Source organism: Mucilaginibacter sp. GW822-FHT03E02 (assembly GCF_058801545.1).
Window position 1 is genome coordinate 251,667 of record NZ_JBXANJ010000001.1, and the last position, 22,981, is coordinate 274,647.

The window sequence follows — 22,981 nt, forward strand, 5'->3', positions numbered from 1 at the left end:
ACTTAACAATAATATTTTTTGTCGAAAGTCTCAGGTTCTAAGTCAAAAATGGCAATTTAGGCTTATGACTTAAGACTAAGTACTTACGACTTATTTATAACGAATGCTGAGACATCTGGGTACCAAAAGAACGTATAATCATAATGTAAAGCTCGCTTCGCTGCTTGGGCTTACGGCGGGTTTTGTCAATGCGGCCGGGTTTCTTGGGTTTAGCGTGCTTACCACCAATGTAACCGGGCACGCGGCATTGTTTGCCGAGCAAATTGCCCTGCAAAACTGGCAAACGGCCAGGGTAATTGCCTTATGGATGTTCCTTTTTTTAGCCGGGGCCTTTGTATCAAGCTTTATTGTTTCCCGCATCGGCAAAAATCAGCAGTACTCCTACGTAATCCCTATTTTAATTGAAACAACCATATTGCTCAGCGTAGCCCTGTTTGGCTACCGGTACGATCATAGCTTAGTAGGCAAAGAGATATTTGCCGGCAGCCTGCTGTTTGCTATGGGCCTGCAAAACGCGCTGGTATCAATGGTTTCGGGCTCGGTTGTACGCACCACCCACCTTACCGGTACATTTACCGACCTGGGGATTGAACTTGCCCAGTTTTTGCGGCATAAAGCAGAAGACAGGACGGCCCTAAAAGCTAAAATAAAACTACGGGCGGCTATTATTTTTTTCTTTATGTGCGGGGCATTGGCTGGTGCCTATATTTTTCGCTGGCTGCATTTCTATTGTTTTTTCGTCCCTGTTATCATTTTAATATACACCCTGTTATATGACGTGTTCCGCATTGCGGTTAAACAATATTATCGGAGCTTGCAGGGGCGCATGAAAAGATCGGTTTAAGTTATGCGATCGAAAATTTTTTAATTTCTTCCACACGGGGCACTGTGTGTACACATCTTTTTATAAATAAATTTGTCATTTCGAACGAGCAGGCGCAGGGAAAAGTGAGGTGGGGTGAGGAGAAATCCTCGACGCCCTGCAATCCCAAAAGCCTATCGAATTGCAGGGCGTCGAAGATTTCTCTTTCGCGCCCCGCTCTTTGCCCTCCTTTGCTCTATCGTGACATTTTCTTTTATTAAAGGATATGTACAGATGGCAAGGAATCGCACACCCCCTTCTTTTTATTTCCTCCCCCCTGATGTGACGATCATCACTTTTTGGAGTGCCGGTTATCATGGTGTGCCCTATTCATTCCCCGGATATTTGCGGTATAAAAATCAATTGAATCATGGAAACTACAATGAGTCCCCGTGTCCAATGGACCGCCCAACCATCAACTAAAACAAAAGCCAACAATTTAGCTTATCAATGGAATGCATTTGTTAACAGCCAGGTCGACAGCAAAACATTGTGGTTTTTGGTATCACTGGTTTTCCAGGGTGTATTTTTTTTACCGATACCCGCCTTTTTGATATATTATTTTGATGCACCAATACTTGTTTTGGTTGTAACCTTAACCTTATTTTTTGCCAACATTATAGCCGGCATGGGTGGCGCCGGTATTAAAACCCTGCTTACCTTGTTTGCTGCAAGCATAGCGCTTCATGCGTTAATGCTTATTGCCTTCACCATATAATTTATATTTATGATTCCTCAAAAAATGAAAGCCGCCGTGATACGTGAGTTTGGCGCACCATTACAAATTGAAGATGTGGAGGTTAAAACCCCGAGCGCAAACCAGATACTGGTTAAAGTAATTGCATGTGGTGTTTGCCATACCGATTTACACGCCTGCAATGGCGACTGGCCGGTAAAACCCAAACTACCCCTTATACCGGGGCACGAGGCTATTGGCTATGTGGTAGCAATGGGGGCCGATGTTAAAAATGTAAAAGAAGGCGATATTGTAGGCGTACCATGGCTTTACAGTGCCTGCGGCTGCTGCGAGTTTTGTATTACAGGCTGGGAAACACTTTGCGGAACACAGCAAAATGGCGGATACAGTGTAGACGGTGGCTTCGCCGAATATGTATTGGCCGATCCGCGTTATGTGGCGCACTTCCCTGCTGGCATCAACTTTACCGAGATGGCGCCAATTATTTGTGCCGGTGTAACTGTATATAAAGGACTAAAAGAAACTGAAGTTAAGCCAGGCGAATGGGTTGCTATATCAGGTATTGGCGGTTTAGGGCACCTTGCCGTACAATATGCCAAAGCTATGGGCATGCATGTGGCTGCAATTGATGTTGCCGATGATAAACTGGAACTTGCAAAAACACTGGGAGCCGAACTGGTTGTTAACGCCAAAGAGCTGGATCCCGGTGCCTATCTGCAAAAAGAAACCGGGGGAATGCATGGGGTATTGGTTACTGCAGTATCGCCAATAGCGTTCAGCCAGGGCATATCGGCGCTGCGCCGCAAGGGTACCATCGCGCTTAACGGCTTGCCCAAAGGCGCTTTTGATTTGCCAATATTTGAAACCGTGCTTAACCGCTATACCGTAAGAGGATCAATAGTTGGTACCCGTAAAGATATGGAAGAAGCCATTGCATTTGCAGTTGAGGGCAAGGTTAAGGCAACCGTGCATGCCGCTAAATTAGAGGATATCAATACTGTATTTGATGATATGAAAGCCGGAAAAATTGACGGCCGTGTTGTGTTGGAGATAGCCACGCCATAAAAATTCGCCCCAAAAAACACCATCATAGCCCAAGTAAAAGCCAGGAACTTAAGTGTTGCCTGGCTTTTGTTTGGGTTAAAACCCCACCGAAAAAGGATTAAAGCGGAATGCAAAAATTCGGCTGAAGCTAACGGCAATGAATTAATCCGTAAGGGGCTACCCCACATCTTTTCAACAAAAAATGTCGATAGAGCAAAGGAGGGCAAAGAGCGGGAGCGCGAAAGAGAAACTATCTCTTGAGCGTAGCGAAAAATCTTGAACGCCCAGCATCGAGACAAGCTTATCGGGATGTAGGGTGTTCTCCTCACCCCCAGCGCAATGCTATTAAGTTAAGGTATTTAACCCCGTAGGGGTATAACATTTGTAGAAAAAACAGAAAAATAATGCTCCGTGCCGTAGGTACGGAACTTATGAAGCGTACCTACCTTTGGTCTTACAAAGACAATTTATCAGTAAATATTGTTGTTGTTGGAATGGGGGGTCTGGGGGGTGTTAAAAACTAAAAACTTTGTGGAAAACGTTATTATAAAAGGCAGGGTGAACTTTCGTACCTCCTATGTTTTTGAGAACTAAGTGCCGTATTAGTCCCTGCCTTTTATGATTGCCCAAGGCCCAGCTAGAATACTCTCTTTGCTTCAACAAAGGTAATTGGCAAAAGGCAATTTATTTGGAATACTTAAAACACAAACGTATGAAAAACTGGAATGTTATTTTAGGTGTCGATGTTTCAAAGTTAACGCTTGACGTCAGTTGTGCAAAACGGAATTTGCATATCAAAATTGACAATAACTCCAAAGGGTTTGCTGAGTTTCAGAAATGGTGCAAAACCAATTGTATAGATCTGAAAGATACATTAATGGTGATGGAATATACCGGTGGGTACGAATATCGGTTCCTGCAATTCTGTGAATCGAAATCTATTCTCTATTGCCGGGTACCTGGACTAGAAATTAAACAATCCATGGGTATGGTCAGGGGTAAAAATGACAAAGCAGATTCTTTCCGTATCGGTCGCTATGGTGAAGAAAAGAGTCATAAGCTGTCGCCATCTAAACCACTGGACAAGAATATCTTATCCATTAAGCAACTCCTGTCTTTCCGTAAAAGGCTCATCAGGGAAAAGGCCGGGCTAATGAGCACTTTAAAAGAACGAAGACACATCTATGAAGTAAAGGATACCGATACGATTGTCCGTATTGCACAGGCAAAGATAAAAGAAGATGAAAAGCACATTGATGAGGTAGAAAGGAAGATCAGGGAATTGATCAAAAGTAATGAGGAACTGTTGCAAAACTACCGGATAATAACAAGTATCAAGGGAATTGGGGAAGTAAACGGATGGATGACAATAGCCTACACTGAGAACTTTGTCAGTTTTAAAGATGCGCGGTCATACGGTGTATATGTTGGCGTGATCCCGTTCGGCCACGATTCGGGTACCAGTATTAAAGGCCGAAAACGGGTAAGCCATTTGGCGCAAAAAGAACTAAAATCGGAACTGAACCAAGCAGCCAAAACGGCCATAACACATGATCCGGAAATAAGCGCCTAAGCGTAAACTTCAAAGCAAAAACTATTCCCTGGTGCTGAATAATGTAAAATTCAAGCTGATATTACGTATGTTCTCTCTGGTAAAAAGAGGTGAAATGTATGTGGATAACTATAAGAGAACAGCTTAAAAAGCTTATTTTAAATTAAATTTGGAAATATGGTAAACCTAGAATACGGCACGCAAAAATGTTGATTTACAAGTGCTACAAATGTTTTGCTCCGATGGAGCAACCTGTGAATTCCTTAACTTAATAGCATTGCCCCCCAGCGCACAAGGCCCTTCTGGTTCGCTCGAAATGACAAGCTTTTCATTAAAAAGATATGGGTACAGGTAGCCTTTTAAGGGTCGGACGAGAATAAATTAAGAGTTATGGGCTTCAGCCTAAATAGCCCGTTAGTGCCAATTTGATTTGCACCCCACGCTATAAGAGCAATTGACGATTATTAAACGCCAAATGCCCGACACCTAATCATAACGACTTTGGTATCGGGCATTCGGCGTTCATCATTTATATAGCCATACTAAACAACTGCGATGCAGGTTTATCGGCCCATAGGCGGGCGTCAAGGCACATGCAAATATTGCGCAGGTAACGTTTACCAATTTCGGTAACGGTAAGCCCCATAGAGGTTAATTCAACCAGGCCGTCGTCGGCCAGGGCATCTAATCTGTCCAGGCCATCAGCTACGGCAGCGCAATGCTCGCCATGATGGTTCCATACCGTTTGCCCTGTGCACATAATGTTCAGGATATGCTTCCTGACGATCAAATCTTCGGCAGTTAAAATATGTCCTTTAAATACAGGCAGCTGGCCGCCGGCTATCAGCTGAAAGTACTCCTCTACCGTTTTTACGTTTTGCGCAAAGCCGTACCAGGAGTCGCTGATGGCGGATACGCCGAGGCCAACCTGTAACTGGGTATGCTGATGGGTGTACCCCATAAAATTGCGGTGTAGCTTGCCATTTTGTTCTGCATGTAAAAGCGTGTCGCCCGGTAATGCAAAATGATCCATACCAATTTCGTGGTAGCCATAGTGCATTAATAAGGCCCGCCCGGTTTCGTGGAGCTTGGCTTTGGCAGCGGCATCGGGCAGGTCCTGCTCGGTAAAACGCCTTTGGCCGGGTTTTATCCAGGGCACGTGGGCATAGCTATAAAACGCAATCCTATCCGGCCTGAATAAGGCTACCTTGTTCATGGTATCGGCAAGGCCGGCCAAAGTTTGTAAAGGCAGTCCGTATATCAAATCGTAGTTAATAGATGTATAGCCTATCCGGCGGGCCTGTTGGGTTACAGCCATCACCTGGTCGGCAGTTTGATGCCGGTTGATGATAAACTGCACCTTAGGATCAAAGTCCTGTATACCTAATGACAGCCTTTTGAAGCCAAGGTCATACAAAACCTGCAGATGATCTACCGTTGTATTTGCCGGGTGTGCTTCAAAACTAAATTCAGCATCGGGGTGTATCGTGGCCTTTTTAACAATCCCTTTTATAAGCGTTTGCAGGTTTTTGGGGCTAAAAAAAGTAGGGGTACCCCCGCCCATGTGAATTTCCTTTATCACCGGCCTGTCGTTAAAAATCGCCAGGTAAATATCCCATTCTTTTAACACAGCCGCTATATAAGGTTCCTCAACCCTGTGATTTTTGGTAATACGGGTATTACAGCCACAGTAAGTACACAAACTTTCGCAATAAGGCAAATGGATGTATAAGCTGATACCCGATTGCGCATTGCTTTCGGTAAATGAAAACTTTACAGATTGCTGCCACAATTCAGGGCCAAAGGTATTGGCGTCCCAGTAAGGCATTGTTGGATAACTGGTGTAGCGCGGCACAGCTACATTATATTTATCAGTAAGCAGCAGCGATTTATTTTCCATTATTAACGTCTGTCGTTATATTGTTGGGTACCGTTTTTTGGCATTCTTTTGCACAGGCGCAGGCTTTACCTACGCATTTGTTTTGTTGCCACAAATCAAGGCTTTTTATGGTTGAGTTGGCTATTTCCTGCAATGCTTCGCGGGTAAGGTACGCCTGGTGAGGGGTTACCAGTACATTAGGATGCTCCATTAACTTATTTAACAAAGGATCTTTTACGGTATCTTTTTGATGATCTTCAAAAAATAAACCTTTTTCAAATTCATATACATCAATGCCCAGGTACCCTATTTTGCCGCTTTCTATTGCAGCAAGCGCATCGGCGGTATTGATAAGCAAACCTCGGGAGGTATTAATCAGCATCACTCCGTTTTTCATTTTAGCAATACTTTCGGCATCTATAAAATGCCTGGTATCGGTTGTTAAGGGAACGTGTAGCGTTATGATATCCGAATTTTGCAGTAAATAATCAAACGATACCGATTGAGCAAAGACTTCATCAGCCGGAAAAAAAACATCATAACCAATAACATTACAACCCAACCCGTGATAAATAGCGGCTGCGGCCTTGCCTGTGCTGCCCAGCCCTACTATGCCTACGGTTTTGCCCGCAAAATTAAAGCCGATGAGCCCATCGTTCCTGAAATCAAATGCGTGGCTATGCTGATCGGCTTTAACTACCTGCCTGTTAAGGGCAAAGGCCATGGCCACGGCATGTTCGGCAATGGCCTGCGGAGAGTAAGAAGGTACGTTTGCAATTTTCATGTGATGCACGGCGGCGGCGTCTTTATCGATATGATCGGTACCCGACGACCGGGTAACGATATACTTTACCCCAAGTGCGGCCAGCTTGCCTATTACAACAGCCGAAACATCATCGTTGGTAAACACAATAACAGCGTCTTTACCTTCGGCATAAATAGCAGTATCGGGCCCCAATGGATTTGAAATCAGGGTGATATCGTGCTTTTTTTGATTGGCCTTTGCCAGGTATTCTTTTTCGAAAGGTTTTATACTGTAGGCTACCGCTTTCATCGTATCTTGTTTATAAAAACAAAGCTACAATTGCGAGGGCCGCAATAGTATGAGCGCAATCAGCCCAAAAAATGATCGTTATCAGTTTTTCATTTTAGATAACTTTTCTGGGTTGAGAATAGTAATCAGGCTGCCTTTTTTTTCTATCAATCCTTCATCTTTAAAATCAGATAGTGTGCGGCTTACGGTTTCGGTAGCCATACCGGCCATTGCTGCCAGGTCTTCCCGGGTGATCTTTATTCCCCCATTATCTGCATCCTGGCGGTGCAATCGGCTTAAAGCTTCGGCCATTCGCTTACGTACCGAGTGGTAAGCCAGCTGCATAAGCTGATCTTCCTTATCGCGGATATCATTGGCCAGTAATTTTATAAATTCGCGGGCTACATCAGGGTAATGGTTCAGCAAGTGATCTATCTGATCTTTGGGGATAAGGCAAAGCGTGCTATCTTCAAGCGCAGTGGCTGTATCTGAATAAGGTTCGTTAGATAAAATAGCGTTAATACCCAGGTAGTCTTCGCTGATGTAAATGCCGGTCATCAGTTCACGTCCGTCCTCGGCAAGCCTTATGGTTTTTATCCGGCCGGTTATCACCAGGTAAAGGCCGTTGCCCTTATCACTTTCATAATAAATTACCTGGTTCTTTTTAACATGGCGGCCTTTACGTTCGGCAATTATCTTTCTTAATTCGGCCAGCCCGTCATTTTTCGCTATCAGGCTGTTCAACCTGTCAAGCGATTTACTATAAAAATTCTGGAGCAAATCCTTTTTCTTCAGCCTGCTTTCAATGGCATTTAAAAGCTCCATATCATCAAAAGGCTTGGTAAGGTAATCATCAGCGCCCAATTCCATACCCTTTCTCAAATCCAGCCTTTCGGCTTTAGCCGTTAAAAATATAAAAGGAATAGCAGCCGTTTCAACATTCTTGTTCAGCATGTATAAAACACCATAGCCGTCAAGCTCGGGCATCATAATATCGCATAAAATAATATCCGGCAACTCTTTTAAGGCAAGCTCAACCCCTTTTTTTCCGTTATTGGCATCAAATACCTGGTAGTTGGCCAGTTCAAGAATTTCAACTACGTTTTCGCGTATGTCATTATTGTCTTCAATGATCAAAACTTTTTTACTCATGATATCGGAAAAGTTATAGTGAACAAAGTACCCTGGTTTATATCGCTTTTAAACTCAACACGGCCATTCATCAAACTGGTGTAGCGCGCCACAATATTCAGGCCCAGCCCTGTACCGGGAATATTGCCTGTGTTGTGCGCCCGGAAAAATGCTTCAAACAAATGTTTCTGGTCGGTATCGGGTATGCCAATACCGTTATCTTTTATAGTTATTACACAGTTACTATCGGCAATTTCGGTATTAAACTCGATAAAAGTATTCTCGCCCGAATATTTTATCGCATTCGATATCAGATTTATAACACAATTCCTGAGCAGGTTTTGATCAAGGTTTACTATACCCCGGGTACCGGTGTGCTGATAAATAATGTTTTGGTTTTGTTTGGCAACCATTTGCATCTCTTCGGTTATTTCTTCCGAAAATTTCACCAGGTCAAACGGGGCACAAGCTGGTTCAACGCGGCCGGCCTCCAATTTCTCGAGCGACAGAAAATCATTAAGAATGGTTGTTAAATTGCCTACCGCGTTTTTTATTTTTGCCACATGCTTGCGGATGTTGGCATTATCATAAGGTTGCGCGTATTTTTCAATTAATGATGCTGATAACTGCACCGCGCTTAAGGGTGTCCTAAACTCGTGCGAGGCCATCGATACAAAGCGGCTTTTTAAATGCCCCAGTTCTTTCTCTTTTTCAAGCGAAACACTCACCTCCTCTTTTGCCTGCTGCAACGCCTGTACCGTGTTTTTAAGGGTTTGGGTGCGCTGTTCAACCAAATCCTCCAGGTGGGCGGCATAATCTTTTAGTTGCTCTTCGGCTTCTTTTTCCCGTGAAAGGTCATGTATAAAACCGGCGTATATTTTTCTGCCGGCAAAATCAACTTCGCTTACTGCAAGCCTGAAGGGGAAGGTTGTGCCATCTGTGCGTAAACCCGTAACCTCGCGGCCTATGCCAATGATGTGCGGATCGTGGGTTTGCTGATACCGATGTATATATTCGTCATGCTGCGCCTTATAAGGCTGCGGCATTAATACCGATATGTTTTTACCAATAACATCTTCTGGCGTACACAAAAACAGCTTACACCCCGAAGGGTTAATCGTTTCCACGATACCGCGCCCGTTGATGGTAATTATGCCATCAATGGCGTTTTCAATAATAGCTTTTAGCAAGGCCGCATTTTCCATAAACAGGTGTTATCAATAAACTGACGAACGTCACAAATATTGGCATAAACAGCCAATTAAAATATAATAGTTTTCATGTTTAAATGTGACGGTAGTCATTTTTTGCATCATACCCGCTGCTTGCTGTCAACCGGCCGCTGTTAGCCGGGCTGTTTACAAACTGACAACAACCACTTAGTTTAATGAGCATAATCATGTTTTAAACTGCTATTAACATCAACCTTTACACGGTATTCCATTTTATTATTATAACCTCCGATAATCCCCAATTATGAATAATGCCGAGATCCAGTTTCTTGAGGGCCCGCATTCAAGGCTGAGCGAACTCAAATTTACTTTTGCAACCATGGCCGATTTGATTCATGGCTTTAGGGCTCTGCATTTTATAGGCCCGTGTATAACCGTTTTTGGCTCAGCCAGGTACAAAGAAGATCACCCCTATTACCGGCTTACCAGGAAGGCAGCGGCTGAATTTGCCAAACTTGGGTTTACTATACTAACGGGCGGGGGCCCGGGCTTAATGGAAGCCGCCAACCGCGGCGCCAAAGATGTTGGCGGACGATCAGTGGGCTGTAACATTCAGCTGCCGGTTGAACAAAAACCCAACCCCTACCTGGATAAGTGGGTATACATGAAACACTTTTTTTTGCGTAAAGTACTGCTTGTAAAATACTCCTTTGCATTTATAGTGATGCCGGGCGGCTATGGTACTTTAGATGAATATTTTGAAGCACTCACCCTGATCCAAACTCATAAAATAAACAATTTCCCGGTGATCATTTTCGGGACCGAATACCACAAAGAGCTGCTTGAGCATATCCAGGTGATGAAAAAGAACGCAACGATAGGCGAACTTGATGCCGACCTTTACCTGGTTACCGATGATATTGAAGAAGCCGTTAACCTTATTAAAGAAAAAAGCATCAAACAATATGGACTTAAAGCGAAAGCCAAACCTAAACCAATTAAATGGCTGTTTGAACGCGCTTAATTTACTAAAGGTGACGGCGATCATTTTTTTAGTATTCAAGGCCTGCTAATTTTACCTGCCAGGAAATAGATACTATCTAATATTTACTAAAGTTGATATGCAAGCTAATACATCAATATCTGCACGTTCATTACAGTACTACGTAATAGCCCGGCGCTGGCTATCCGATCTTGAATTTTTTAAGATAGAAACATCGTTCCTGCAAAGATTACTGGATAAGCATATTGCCGGTTTGCAGGATATGAAGCACATCCATCAGCTCATTGCCACCGGCAAGGCTTTAAAGCACCTGCAAGATACGGAAGTTGAGGAACTGCTGACAAAGCAGGTAAGGCTGTTGGAATTAATGTCGGAGGACATTATTCCGGAAGATACCGATGCGCTTGCATCCACCCAGGTAAAACTGGCCAATTTTATGATCAACCTAACCCGCGAATTCAGACAGGTTAAACAGGACCTGTTTAACCTTGTGCTGGATACCGCGCAGGTGAATAACAATATTACAACCTAATTGACTCCTTATTATTTAACAATTGCAAGCGCCTGTTTATACGGGCGCTTTTTTATTTTCGTATTGGTTTATAAAACCTTGCAAAATCATGAAAGGGAATTGACGTTTTAAAAAGGGCTGTCATGGAAAAAACTTCGGTGTTGTATATTCAGAATTTGCTATTATTTGCACCTCTATTTTTGCCTAACCTAATGGCATCAGGCAGCCACCGCCGTTTATTTAGCGTTCCTCATCCGGATATTTGAAAAGCTAAGTGTTGATTTGCTTACATCATTGGCCAGTTGAATAAGTGATGGTGTAAAACGTAGTTCGATATTACGGCAAAGTAATTCGTCAATAATATCGGTTACCAGCGTAACCGATGTTGGCACAGCCGGATGATAGGAGATATAATACCCGGCACAGGCATCAAGTAGCGTAAAACTATCGGCAGGTAGTTGGTAGCAGTATAAAGTAGTTTCGACTATCCGTCGGTACCAGCCTGACTCAACAACAACGACATGCCTGGCTGCGGTGCTTCCGAAAAATCTTTCCTTATCCGCTCCCGAAGTTTCGGCATTAAGGTAAAAAGTAACCCGCGGGCAGTCGCGCGGCAACAGGTAGTTGTGTAGTAAGGAGGCATCAATGGCAAACACTATGTCGCCTTTTATTTCAGGAAAATAAGACGGCGATGGTCTTGGCTCAAATAGTTGGATGCCCGGTTGTTCGCTTACATGAAAAAGGCCGGTTTGATTATTCAAGGGCTGTTGGTGGTTTAACATTTTGCAAGGTATCTTATGCAAAGTTCTGTTTTATATCTAAGTGTGATGTAAAAAAACATTGTTAAACTTAATCGCTCAATACGTCCTTACCGTCTTCTCAATGCCTTCTTTACTTTCAAAATTATCCTTTACGGCTTTCAACTGGTAAACATAAAGTTTTTGTTTCAGGGCGGTTTTATCTAAATAGGTATTATCGCCGGCGGTTGACAGCGCCAGCTTTACCATGTCCTTATCCTCGACAGCGCGGCGGTATATGGCATAAGTAACGGCGGTGCTTTCGTCAGATGGTTCCCACTTTAACTCTACGGCATCCACAATATACCGGGCAAACATTTTTGATGGCGGCCTTGCTACGGCGTTTTTAGCGAAAAAAGCGGTTGAGGCTATGGCCGATATTGGGCTTTGCTTGCCGAAGGCATCTACCGTGGCTACAGCGTATTCATAAGCGCCATCGTTTGCCTGGCTGTCATCGTAATAAGTTGCCTTTAGGCCGGTTTTACTTTGATCAACCCTGGTAAAGTGCAGCTGCTTTGCAGTGGTAGTGGCTGGCTGTGTAGCTGCATCTGTTAACGGCGGGTTACTTACCGATGCTTTTCTTTTATACAATGCATATCCCACCACGTAGGCATCCGGGTTTTTATTTTCCTGCCACTCCACATGGGTAGTTTTGCCTTTTATGCTCAGCCGCAAACCTACCGGGGCGGCAATAAAATCTTTGCCGTTTACAAACCGGCTTGTTGCCGGTGCCGAAAAATCACTTTCGATACCACTTTTACTGATGGCTTTAACAGTGTAATAGTAATCGGTACGGCTGCTGCGGTTGGCCGCGTTATCCAAAAACGATGTGGCTGTATCCGCCAGCAGGTGCGAGATGGTTTCGGGCTTGCTATCATCACTGGTTAATGAGCGATAAACGTAATAACCATCGGCGTTGGCCACTTTTTTCCAGGACACGCGTATCCCTTTTGCCGTCGCGGTAGCTTTTGGCGCGTAAGGTGCATCGGGTTTGCCTTTATCCATATAAACCGCGGTGGTGTACGATGATACCTGGTCGTTTTTGGTATCCTTATCACGTACCGACCGTAAACGATAGTAATATGAAACCGCGGTTTTAACTTTATCATCGGTATACAAGGTTGCTGTCGCGGCAACGGTATCAATCACTTTATACCCTGTTGCCATGCTTAACGAGCGCTGCACCTCGATACCGATGGCACCTGTGTTTTCTTCCATCTGTTTCCATTCCAGCGTAATGCCTTTAACGCTACTGTGGGCCGTTAACCCTTCAACAACAGGCAGATGCCCGGTGTAGGCTACCGTAAGGGTGGCGGTATCTGATGGCACTACACTTTCATTGCCAAACAAATCGGCAGGGCGGATAAAAAACTTATTCAACCGCAAGGGCCGCGCCTTGGTTACATAGGTAAAAAAGACCGAGTCGGCTGTTATGGTAGATGTTATTTTTGAAGGCAGGGCCTGGAAACCTCCATCGGCAGTGTAATAATACACCCCTGCAAAAAGCGGCACGTGCTCCCGGAATATTGGTTTATAAGCCCATTTTAGGCTGATAACACCATCCTGGAGTTTCCGTAGCTTAAGCTTTGGTTTTTCAAACTTTGCAGGCTCGCCCACAATATAGGTTCCTGTAAATGTAGTTTTAACCGTGCCGGATACCTTTAATTTATAGTACACCGCTGTACCGGTGGGCTGTGTGCCAATGCTATCATTCAGCGCTACGCCCATGGCCTTTAAAAAGCCGCCATTTAATGCCAGGGAGCCATAGCTTTTAAAATCGTGGTTGGCTTTAAGATGGTTCCATAACGCGGCATCTGTAGCCATTTTTAACCGTCTTTTTAAGGTATCGGTAAGTATGCTGCCGGCAATAAGCCTGAATTGTTGCATGGTTGCCGCCATTTGCGGCGCCTGCAATGGAGTAAAGCCTTTTAATGTATCGCCAATGGCACGGCTTAGCTGTACGGTGGTTTTGTTATCTTGCGAAAACAATATCATTGGGTTGCCCCGGTAATTGTAAACCGGCATGGGGCTGTTTGCATACTGCGCAAAAACCTGTTTTCCGGTCATTAACAAAATAACAACCAGGATCCTATTTATTTTCATGATTTGACGCTTCATACTGATTATATTTTAACAGATACCCCTGAACTTGAATCAACATCAACTTCCATACTGGCATTGGCGCAAATGCCCACCGTTAAACCACTTGGCCAGCAAATAACACCCCAGCAACAACAATCCCAATCTACCCCTATCCCGTTATAACAGCCACTGCTGTTGTAATTAGCATGAAAGCCGGCATTACCCCTGGCGGCCAGCGATAAATGGTTGGTTGCCGAGTTGTAGGTACCGGTAAGGTTGGCGCCAAAATCAACCCCGACACTAAGGGTGGCGCTAAACACATCGTACCCTACGCTGGCGCTTCCGCCGATATCCCATTTTGTACCGAGGTTGAAGCCATACTGACTTGCACCTATATTACCGTAAACCGACCCATAATTACTGTAGTTAAGATGAGCGCTTATGCTGGCTATATAAAAATTGTAGCTAAAATCTTTGGATGTAGTGCTGCTTACCCTACCGCTAAAGCCATTGAATATATTATTGGCAAAAACAGGATCGTTCTGGTTCATTTTATCAAAATACTGTTTTAAATCGCTTTTGTGTTTGGTAATATCAACGTTAACACCTGCATAAAACTCGCCCTTGTTGGATAGTATGCCGTCCATGGTATTCATATCAACCTGCGCACCCAGGAAAAAATAAGCATCATTAGGATCCACACTTATTACTATCCAGCCCTCGGCTGTGGATGCCAGGCCGGGCACCAGGTCCATTTTACCGGTAACATCAATGTTTAGTTTTTTATTAGGGATATCAAGCACGATATTACCATCAATGGTTGCCATTTGTTTGATGATGGTTTCTGACGTACCCGTTATTACAGGCCCTGGCGCTACCGTTAGGTTAACCGTTGTTTTTGATAACGAGGCGTTGAGGCCTGCCTGAATGATACCGGATATAGTTACCGTCCAATCACTGTGGGGGCCTAAGGTAAAGCCGCCGCCTACACTGGTGATAAAATAGCCCGTTACCCCCAGCGGAATCCTGGTTGCCGCCATAAAGTTACCGCCAACGGTAAGTCCCTGGGCTGTTTTGTAATATTTAAACCCAACATCAGATGAGCCAAGGGTGGTAATGCCAAACTTACCCGATCCTTCAAAACCTGTAGTATCGGCATTATCAACATATTTTACTTTAAGTTCTGTTTTGCCAATGCTGGCCAGGTCCATCTCAATACCCAGTTCATCAACACTTACGGTTTTACCCTGCCCAAAGTGTACATTGCCAACTGTTGCCTTAAAATTGGGGATGGCGCTTAGCTCAAATTCACCCAAAATATCAACCCTGGGGGTATTAATGGTATTTACCTTGATGCCGGTAACATGCATTTTGCCAAGGCCCACAAAATCCTTTTTATAATCAAGCGGGATATCGGCATAAAACTTACCATCAGTTTGAATAGTGAACTCATTGATCTTGAAATCATCAAACAATTTTGCTACGCTTAGCGAGCCCGAACCGGTTAAATAGTACGCGCTGCCATCGGATGTTAAACCAAAGCTGAATGGCGTGCTGCCCGGCTTAAAGCTGGCGGCGCCCACCACATCAATACCATCATCGGGCATTTGCAGGTTGCCGCCAAAAATCTGGTCGGGGGTTATTACCATATCGGTAAAGGCGATGGATTGTGTAAACGCCTGCGATGATGGCAGGAACACTTTAAGGTTGCCGCCAAACGTAAAACCGTTATCATTATAAGCAACACTGCTTACGTTGGCCTTCCAGTTAAAAATATCAAAGCTGGCATTATAGGCCGCAACTACATTGCTTACATGCCCGGTTGTATCAACCTGTATATCATCTAAAGCCAGCGAGCTGTTGCCCATGCCCTTTACGGTTGCCAAACTCATTGTACCAATGTAATGGATCCCGTTGGCTGTAATGGTGCTGTTGGGCATATCAACCGCAACTTTAAAACCGGCCAATGTAAGTTGCTGGGCTGTGGTAGCAGCTTTAAGGTAAAGCGTAGTACTATTAGCAGCATCGGCCGCTGTGCTGAAAACCGGCACCTGCCCCGTGGCACCTTGATTTGCTACTACAAAGTTCTGCGCATCGCTGCTAACGATTGTACCGGCATCGGCAGGGATAAAGCTGGCATAGTCAATCTTCAAATCACCTTTAATCACACCCGACTGGCCATTATTTATACTGCTTATAACCACCTGGCTACCGCCGTTGGTCAGGCTAAGCGGCAGGTAGCCAAAGGCCTTTACAGGTACCGATGTTTCGTCGGTTTGTACATCGCCTTTTACAGGGGCGTATATGCCATTAACCACCCCTACCTCGATATTATGGAATTTGATTCCGGTACCTGCTTTAACGGAAAACGTGCTATTCCCCGGCACATTTACAAATGAGCCACTGATGATCTTGTTACCGCCATTATCGGCAATGGCATCAATTTGTATTGGATAACCTAACAAGGTTTTTAAGCTGGCAGGCGCTGTTGTTAAACTAAAGTCAAGCGACTGATCGGCAGCATAGTTGCCGGGTTTGTTATCGGTTACAAAACCCGGCTTTGATGCCTTGAGCAGGTTATTCCCTTTGGGGATGTTAATACTGTATTTGCCCGAATTGTCGGTTATGGCTTTTATATATTCCAGTCCATCTACGGCCACCTGTGCACCCGCCACGGTATTGGCATCGGCAGTTACTTTACCGCTGATAACAACGCCATGATCCAGTTTAATTTTTAAGCTGGTAACCGCGTTGGCATCTAATTGCGGGCCCGCCTGGGCATTAACATAATTACTCGCGGCCGGGCCGGCTATATCTATTTCGGGGTTACTATCATATGTGCTTGCCGCTACAATGCCTTGCGCGTTAGTAGTATAATTGCTGCCGGTTGCATTTGATATACTAATAACAGCCCCCGCAATAGCCGCGTTGTTATTATCGGTTACAGTGATGTTTACCGGGTAACTAAGCCTGCTTAGCGTAATATTGGGCAGCGTAAGGTTGACGCCATTGATGTTGATGCCCAGCCTGGTGGTGCTGCATGATGTTTTACTCAATATCAGCGTATCGGCCCCATTTTGCGAACCCAGGATAAATGTGCCGTCGAATTTAGTAACTACCGACCGCCCCAGCGTTTTTGAAAGCACCATAACACCCGCCAGGGGTTGATTTTTTTGATCAAGCACCTTGCCCGATACCGTAAACGTTGGTATAAATATGCTGGCATCTTTTACCCGCTGTTGGCCGGGCTGGCTGATAACCAAGGTATCGCGGAAACTGCCCAGCGGATCGGTGTCATCGGCCAGGCGGATGGAATACGGATGCGCCGGCGAGTTTGCCGAATAAAATCCAATAGAATCGGCGGGCAATGTAACTTTAAAATACCCCGACTGATCTGTACTTACCAAAATATCGGTATTACTGCCCAGCGTGCCCCCCGGTAACGCCACGCGCACTACAGCATTAGCAGCCGGGTACTTAACATTGTTGATGAATTTAGTAACATGGCCCGCAAATGTTGGCTGCGTATAGCTCATGGTATACGTGGCAGCATAATTATCGGGCTGGGAGGGCGCGGTGGTACCTTTACCTGCATAGCTCATGGTGGCTGTATTGGTAATATACCTTGCGCCGCTTACAATAACCTTATACTCATCGCCCGTATTGGTATTGTAAAACAAGCCATTGAGCGGCTTGCCGGGCGTGGTAGTACCTATTTTGCGGTATTTATCGCCATTGATAACAGTATCTGCCGTAGCCTTTACGCTCAGGTTACCTTCAACCTGCAAATTGGCGTTGGTGGCGTAAAAGTCCGATTTCCGGTACAAGGCAATTTGCCCGTCGGTATTGGAGGTACCTTTTCCATCGGCTATAGTCGGCGTAAACCTGTAGGTATTGGCCAGGGCTGTAAGTGTACCTACGCTTACATTATCGGCTGCCTGCAAAGTTGTTTGTGCTACAGGCAATGTAAAACGCCCATCGGTGCTTACCAGGTAAACTTTATAATAAAACACGCCGGGCCAGTCATCAAGCGTGATGTAATTTACCTTATCAAAATTAGCTTTGTTGTATATGGTTGTTGTAAAATTCCCTTTATCATCGGTGGTTACTTCGCCAATTTCTTCATCGGTTGTGCTTAGCCTCTCCTGGTTAGACCGTGTAACATCATCTTCCGAGCGGTGGTTCACGTACCAATCCCAAACCGCGGGTTGGGTAAACTTTTTGGTAAACATACGCAGCTTAAACCTGGTGTTGGCCAGCGGGTAGCTTACCGTACCCGGCAAATTATAATCGCCGCCGGTGCCCGAAACTTCTGTTTGCCTGAAAGCAAATTTAACGGTGCCTGTTAAAGTGCTGTTGTATTGCTCGCCAAACTTATAGGCCCTTAAAATGCCCATACTATTGTTGGCACCCGCCACAAGTTCCACAGTGGTATCGCGCAGGCTGATAACATCGCTGTTTGATACCGGCTTCATATAAACCCGTGCGAATTTACCGTTCAGGGTAGCCAAATCCGGCGATTTAATTGAAAAATGGCCCTGCCCGTCGGTTACCGCAGTACCTATTACCATGGTAGACAGCCGGAAACCCATATAATATTCCCTGTCGGCCTCCGTCCGGTTCAGCATGTCCTCGCTAAAGCCGTTGAACCGATCGCGATCTGACGCGTATGTAAAAGTGTAAATAGTTGCGTTTATGGCGATACTTGTATTGGCCAAAGGGGCACCGGAATTTAGCCTGACTGTTCCATTAACATTGGTATAGCCTGCCGGATAAGCTGCCTGGGTATAAACAAATGTTTTGGATGCCATTCCCGCCCAGTCTATAGCCGCCGTATCGGCTGCATCAACGCCCCATAATTTTACTATATACTGGGTCCCCTTAACGAGTGTACCTGCGTTTTGCCGGATTAAAAAGTTTTTTAACCGGGTAACAGTATCCCTTATCACATTTTTTCCCTGCAAAAGCTGTACATGGTAAGCTAAGCCATCTGGCGCGCCCGCAAGCTGTGCCCATTTCAAATTTACATCCAACCCATCATGTGTAAAGGCAAAAGTATTGTTAGGGTCGATGGCCTGCACGTTTATAGTTGTATTAACGCCCGATTTTAACAGCCCCTTGCTTTGCGCGTACTGATAAGTATTGCCTGCTATGGTAGTATCAAGCAATATCTTATCCTGCCGTATTTTTAAACGGTATTTTGTAGCCGCCGATACACCATCGGGGGCAGCCCATGCAATGGCCATACCATCGCCCGGCGTTAAAGTAATATCACCAGTTGGGCTGCTAAGCAACGGAACAGCCGTGTAGGGTATGTTGTAGCTGGTAGCAAAAGCAAGTGTAGTGGTATTTGTTGCCGATACGCCAGTGCCGTACTTTTGACCCGCGTCTTTCTGCGGATATAATTCAACGACGGCCTGGTAAGCACCCGAAACCAGGTCTGATTGCGAGCCAAAAAAATCAGATCCGGTATAGGTGTACGACTGACCGGCGGGTAATACGGCTGTATTAGCGGCTGTACCCTGACTTATTTGGTTTCCATCCTTGTAAATACGCAGCGTTGTGGCATAATAAAGCGTGGTGTTTTGGTTATTGGTGATGGTTACCTTAAATTTTTGCGGATTATCATGAAAATCTTTAAACATGGTCACATTCGTCAAATCGGCAGTAGTAGTAATAGCTACCGGCTGAACGTTCTGATATGTAAAACTGGTTACCGGGCCATAACCGTTATTGGCCATAACGTATTGGTTCCGGGTATCGGCCACCTGTACCTGTAGCGCGTACTTTTTGCCGCTTGTTAACAGGTTATATTTAAAAAAAGTTTGATAGGTACCTGTCGAATTATTAATAGGCGCTGAAAAGACATAGCTTGTGGCATTTTTCATAGCTATTTCCGGAGTAAGCCCGTCTGGCACCTCGGCCACTTTCAAATTGTATACCATACCCGCATAAGGCCATTTAGGATCGGCCATTTTCACGTAAAACCCGGCGGAGCTTTGCTGAATGCCACTTGTTGTTATAGTAGAGGCATCGGCAGGTGTGCCCATAGTGGGTACGATGCTTAACGGATCGCCATTTCTGAATGTCATGATACTGCTCATGCCATTGTTGATAATGGCTACAGGATTGTTAGGATCTGTCTCCTGTACTACAGCGGCAAACTTTGCGCCCTGCTTTGCGGTAGGAAAGCCAATTGCCGTAAGGTATATGGTATGAAACCCATCGCCTTCACGATACATGTACGATACTCTGTACGATGGTGGCAAGGCTATATCATAAAACATAGCCGGATGGCCGTCAATAACCAGGTTTGGATAATATTGCTTGTCCTGGTAAGGCGTTATCTGGTCAAACACTATTTCCTTTTCGAACAAAAATGCTGGGTTTACTGAAGCCAGGGCGTCGGCAGGTGTTTGGCCATCATCAACACTTACAATACGAAGTTTGAGCGTTTTATGTACTGGGGTACCATCTGTAGTAAACGTAATTTGAGATGGAATGGAGGGCATATCAAGCGCCGAGGTAATTACCGGCGCGTTTAGCAGCTTCATAGGGGCTTTATAGGTAAAGCCTATAATAGTGCTGTTCCCTTTGTTTTTAAACGTTACGGTATTATTGGGGTCGATAGCGGTTATCATCATGGCGTATTGCCTGCCTTCGGTAAGTGCCGGGTCGGCGGGGCTGTAAAGGTAGGTATTGCCCATTACCTGTTTATCAAACAAATAGGGCGGCTGGGCGCTCATCACGGCATCGTTGATATTTTTGTTGCCCAACACCTCCACAATACGGATGTTGTACATGGTTGATGGCGGTGCCCCGGCGGGGGTTGTCCAGTTGATGGTAAATATATTGGCTGCCAGAGCGATGATCTGCTGCCCGTCATAAGGGGCGGTAATTACCGGTGGATCTACGTTGGTTACCGTGAACACATTACTACAGCCGCTCGGGTCGCTGCCGCTCAATACGGCGTTGGTATCGTAGTCAAATGCCTGCAGGCATAAACGGTAGTTGCCTTCGGGCAGGCCGCCTACCCTGAAAAAGTCGCTTTGGGTATAGCCGGTATATACAAATTTGGTGAAATCAAAAAAGTAAGGTAAATCGCCGGCGTTTATTACCCTGATGCCGCCTGCCGTTAATGTTATCGGGGTTTTACTTTTATAGGTCGAGCTAACCCGCAGCTCTACTCCATTATCGCCGGTAACATTACCCCTCAGCTGTATACGCAGGGTTTTGGTGCTGGTATTCATGATGGTGATAAGCATTTGCTCGGGGTGCGATGAGTAATCTGTTAAATGCGCGCGAAATGGCGGGAACACCTGTGTACTTATAGTTACCTGTGCATGCGCCGCAAATTGCGCGGCTACCAGCATTACAGCTATTAATCCTTTAAGTAAATTGTATTTCTTTTTCATATGCTTAAAAGTTAAGTAGGTAGCTAAGTTCATTCCTGTATTCGCTTGTTGATTTTTGGGTACTGCCCGGTGCCGGGTTGTTGCCTGTATAAAACGCCGTGTATTTAAGCGCGTTGAGTCGGTCAACCCGGTACGTTAAACCGCCCGAGCCATTTATGATTAGGCTTTTGCCCTGGTTGGTAATACCCTGCATAGCCGATACATTCACGTTGGCTTGCAGCTTTGTTTTAAAAAAGGAACCAAACGTGCCCAGGGTTACACCCTGGTAGGTATATTTTGCTTCGGGGCTGGTCAAGTCAGTCCGGTTAACGTTGAATACCAGGCCGAGGCTTTTTTTGGTAAAGGTGAGCGCGTAGGTAATAAAATATTGTTTGGTATCTACATTGCGGTTGGTGGTAAGCTGGCTGGTGATGATTTTATTTAAATCATTCAGTTTGCTCATGGCCGCGGTGATGCTGATTACGTGAACATGATCGGCAGTGATGATGGTGTAGCGGGGCGTGAAAGATATATTGCTGGTGGTTTGCACAATACGCAGCGAATCGGGATATTTAACCGTATTGGGTTTTTGATCGTTTGAAAAATTGCTGTAATTGGCATCAATAGCAAACGACCGGCTGAACTCGATGTTCATATTGCCGGCCCCAATAACGCGTTTATTGGTTGATCGTTTTTGGTGCAGCAGGTTATCATGCTGAAAACCCAGGTTACCGGCCAGCCTCACCTTGTTTTTAAAAAAGTTGAAACTTGGGGCTATCGACCATGATTCCAAATCGGTATCAAAATAATACGCGCCCATGCTTTGGTATTCCGGGTCGATGCGTTTGTAAACTACCTTCAGGCCTACATATTTATCGCGGTAGCCCATGGCGGCGTTCAGGGCGGTAAAATACTGGCTGGTGCCGTTTATATCGGCAAAGCTTTTAAGCTGTTTAAGCAGGCTGTTTTTGGAAGTATCTACTTTAATGGGCGAATTTAAATCGCGGGTGTACAGGCTCAGGGCCCCGGCGCTTTCAAAAAACAGGCGTTTAAAAAATGTAAAACGGGTTTCGTACCCGGCTACCGTATTTGCCGCAGGCGTTACATAGCTGGTAACCGGCACCCCGCTCCTGCTTACTGATGTGCTGTCGTCCTTCGCCCGCAGGTAGCTCAGTTCAAAAAAGTTGGCTTCGGTACCGTAACCCAGCTTTGCGGCGTATGCCTTGCGCGAAAACGAATACGGCACCAATGCACCCGATGTGGTATCAACCGTGGTTGCCTTATTTAAGCGCCCATACATAAACCCCAGCCTTAATTTGCCGGGGTGAAGCTCGGCACCCAGGCCATATAAGGTATGCCCCGCCAGCGTATAGGGCGAAAACTCAACATTGCGGTAACCCGCGTGCAGGGTAACCCATTTATAGGTTGGGCTGATACCAAACTGGTTAAAAGGCTGCACAAAAGTTGACTGTGATTTTGTATAGCTAAACCCTACCGGGATAACCACACCATAAAAATTGAAGAAAAGATCGCCGTTGAGCAGGTAGTTAAAGGGTTGCCTCCTATCGGCAATCCCCTCGGCCCCGTAACCGATACCGGTGGCCTGGAACGCGCCGCCTATGGTTACAGGCTTAGCATTCTGGATATTGCTTAAGTCCTGCGCAATCACGCGAGGACTTACGCAAGCAATTATGGCAAAAGCAAGCAGTATTTTAAGTGGGGCACCTTTACAAAACTTACAGAAATGCTTCATTTATCAATAGGGGTTAAATCAACAGCGTTTTCAAACCGTATAAATTCAACTCCTGTTATCCACATCAAACA

At 45.2% G+C, this 22,981-nt stretch carries 14 protein-coding genes; 6 read left to right on the forward strand and 8 right to left on the reverse strand.

Features of this window, described 5'->3' with window-relative positions; genetic code table 11:
- Positions 1-103: 103 nt before the first annotated feature.
- The 4 genes from AC1RM2_RS00885 to AC1RM2_RS00900 all read left to right on the forward strand — a co-directional run bounded on the left by AC1RM2_RS00885 (position 104) and on the right by AC1RM2_RS00900 (position 4,176).
- A complete protein-coding gene (locus AC1RM2_RS00885; protein ID WP_492982465.1) occupies positions 104-844 on the forward strand; it encodes a YoaK family protein in 741 nt (246 codons plus the stop codon).
- A gap of 388 nt (positions 845-1,232) precedes the next feature.
- A complete protein-coding gene (locus AC1RM2_RS00890; protein ID WP_492982467.1) occupies positions 1,233-1,580 on the forward strand; it encodes a hypothetical protein in 348 nt (115 codons plus the stop codon).
- A gap of 9 nt (positions 1,581-1,589) precedes the next feature.
- Complete coding sequence (adhP, locus tag AC1RM2_RS00895) at positions 1,590-2,624, forward strand: alcohol dehydrogenase AdhP (protein ID WP_492982469.1); 1,035 nt, start codon at positions 1,590-1,592, stop codon at positions 2,622-2,624.
- 691 nt (positions 2,625-3,315) lie between these two features.
- Entirely contained in the window at positions 3,316-4,176 is an 861-nt protein-coding gene (locus AC1RM2_RS00900; RefSeq protein WP_492982471.1) for an IS110 family transposase, read from the forward strand.
- A 508-nt stretch (positions 4,177-4,684) separates the two neighbouring features.
- Here AC1RM2_RS00900 and hemN read toward each other — a convergent pair.
- The 4 genes from hemN to AC1RM2_RS00920 form a co-directional block, all read right to left on the reverse strand.
- On the reverse strand, positions 4,685-6,055 hold the full coding sequence (gene hemN / locus AC1RM2_RS00905) for an oxygen-independent coproporphyrinogen III oxidase (protein WP_492982473.1): 1,371 nt from the start codon (positions 6,053-6,055) through the stop codon (positions 4,685-4,687).
- On the reverse strand, positions 6,045-7,088 hold the full coding sequence (locus AC1RM2_RS00910) for a 2-hydroxyacid dehydrogenase (RefSeq protein ID WP_492982475.1): 1,044 nt from the start codon (positions 7,086-7,088) through the stop codon (positions 6,045-6,047). The genes hemN and AC1RM2_RS00910 overlap by 11 nt, the downstream gene beginning before the upstream one ends.
- An 81-nt stretch (positions 7,089-7,169) precedes the next feature.
- The gene (locus AC1RM2_RS00915; protein WP_492982477.1) at positions 7,170-8,219 is read right to left on the reverse strand and encodes a response regulator; all 1,050 of its coding nucleotides are present in this window, start codon (positions 8,217-8,219) and stop codon (positions 7,170-7,172) included.
- Positions 8,216-9,403, reverse strand: a complete 1,188-nt coding sequence (locus tag AC1RM2_RS00920; RefSeq protein WP_492982479.1) for a PAS domain-containing sensor histidine kinase — start codon at positions 9,401-9,403, stop codon at positions 8,216-8,218. The genes AC1RM2_RS00915 and AC1RM2_RS00920 overlap by 4 nt, the downstream gene beginning before the upstream one ends.
- A 271-nt stretch (positions 9,404-9,674) precedes the next feature.
- On the opposite strand from AC1RM2_RS00920, the gene AC1RM2_RS00925 reads away from it, so the two are divergent.
- Together AC1RM2_RS00925 and AC1RM2_RS00930 are read left to right on the forward strand one after the other, a co-directional pair.
- The gene (locus AC1RM2_RS00925; protein ID WP_492982481.1) at positions 9,675-10,394 is read left to right on the forward strand and encodes an LOG family protein; all 720 of its coding nucleotides are present in this window, start codon (positions 9,675-9,677) and stop codon (positions 10,392-10,394) included.
- A gap of 97 nt (positions 10,395-10,491) precedes the next feature.
- Positions 10,492-10,905, forward strand: a complete 414-nt coding sequence (locus AC1RM2_RS00930) for a hypothetical protein (protein WP_492982483.1) — start codon at positions 10,492-10,494, stop codon at positions 10,903-10,905.
- A gap of 215 nt (positions 10,906-11,120) precedes the next feature.
- Here the strand turns inward: AC1RM2_RS00930 and AC1RM2_RS00935 are convergent, their stop codons facing one another.
- The 4 genes from AC1RM2_RS00935 to AC1RM2_RS00950 form a co-directional block, all read right to left on the reverse strand.
- The gene (locus tag AC1RM2_RS00935; protein WP_492982485.1) at positions 11,121-11,666 is read right to left on the reverse strand and encodes a DUF6886 family protein; all 546 of its coding nucleotides are present in this window, start codon (positions 11,664-11,666) and stop codon (positions 11,121-11,123) included.
- A 75-nt stretch (positions 11,667-11,741) separates the two neighbouring features.
- Positions 11,742-13,799, reverse strand: a complete 2,058-nt coding sequence (locus tag AC1RM2_RS00940; protein ID WP_492982487.1) for a fibronectin type III domain-containing protein — start codon at positions 13,797-13,799, stop codon at positions 11,742-11,744.
- 5 nt (positions 13,800-13,804) lie between these two features.
- Entirely contained in the window at positions 13,805-21,178 is a 7,374-nt protein-coding gene (locus AC1RM2_RS00945) for a hypothetical protein (protein WP_492982489.1), read from the reverse strand.
- 4 nt (positions 21,179-21,182) lie between these two features.
- Complete coding sequence (locus AC1RM2_RS00950) at positions 21,183-22,910, reverse strand: hypothetical protein (RefSeq protein ID WP_492982491.1); 1,728 nt, start codon at positions 22,908-22,910, stop codon at positions 21,183-21,185.
- Positions 22,911-22,981 lie beyond the last annotated feature (71 nt).

Excerpts from the sequence above, each read along its gene's own strand:
- AC1RM2_RS00945 (WP_492982489.1), bottom strand. The coding sequence starts at position 21,178 with ATGAAAAAGAAATACAATTTACTTAAAGGATTAATAGCTGTAATGCTG.
- AC1RM2_RS00885 (WP_492982465.1), top strand. The coding sequence starts at position 104 with ATGCTGAGACATCTGGGTACCAAAAGAACGTATAATCATAATGTAAAG.
- AC1RM2_RS00940 (WP_492982487.1), bottom strand. The coding sequence starts at position 13,799 with ATGAAGCGTCAAATCATGAAAATAAATAGGATCCTGGTTGTTATTTTG.
- AC1RM2_RS00900 (WP_492982471.1), top strand. The coding sequence starts at position 3,316 with ATGAAAAACTGGAATGTTATTTTAGGTGTCGATGTTTCAAAGTTAACG.
- AC1RM2_RS00910 (WP_492982475.1), bottom strand. The coding sequence starts at position 7,088 with ATGAAAGCGGTAGCCTACAGTATAAAACCTTTCGAAAAAGAATACCTG.
- AC1RM2_RS00920 (WP_492982479.1), bottom strand. The coding sequence starts at position 9,403 with ATGGAAAATGCGGCCTTGCTAAAAGCTATTATTGAAAACGCCATTGAT.
- AC1RM2_RS00890 (WP_492982467.1), top strand. The coding sequence starts at position 1,233 with ATGGAAACTACAATGAGTCCCCGTGTCCAATGGACCGCCCAACCATCA.
- AC1RM2_RS00935 (WP_492982485.1), bottom strand. The coding sequence starts at position 11,666 with ATGTTAAACCACCAACAGCCCTTGAATAATCAAACCGGCCTTTTTCAT.
- AC1RM2_RS00950 (WP_492982491.1), bottom strand. The coding sequence starts at position 22,910 with ATGAAGCATTTCTGTAAGTTTTGTAAAGGTGCCCCACTTAAAATACTG.
- AC1RM2_RS00915 (WP_492982477.1), bottom strand. The coding sequence starts at position 8,219 with ATGAGTAAAAAAGTTTTGATCATTGAAGACAATAATGACATACGCGAA.
- AC1RM2_RS00930 (WP_492982483.1), top strand. The coding sequence starts at position 10,492 with ATGCAAGCTAATACATCAATATCTGCACGTTCATTACAGTACTACGTA.
- hemN (WP_492982473.1), bottom strand. The coding sequence starts at position 6,055 with ATGGAAAATAAATCGCTGCTGCTTACTGATAAATATAATGTAGCTGTG.
- adhP (WP_492982469.1), top strand. The coding sequence starts at position 1,590 with ATGATTCCTCAAAAAATGAAAGCCGCCGTGATACGTGAGTTTGGCGCA.
- AC1RM2_RS00925 (WP_492982481.1), top strand. The coding sequence starts at position 9,675 with ATGAATAATGCCGAGATCCAGTTTCTTGAGGGCCCGCATTCAAGGCTG.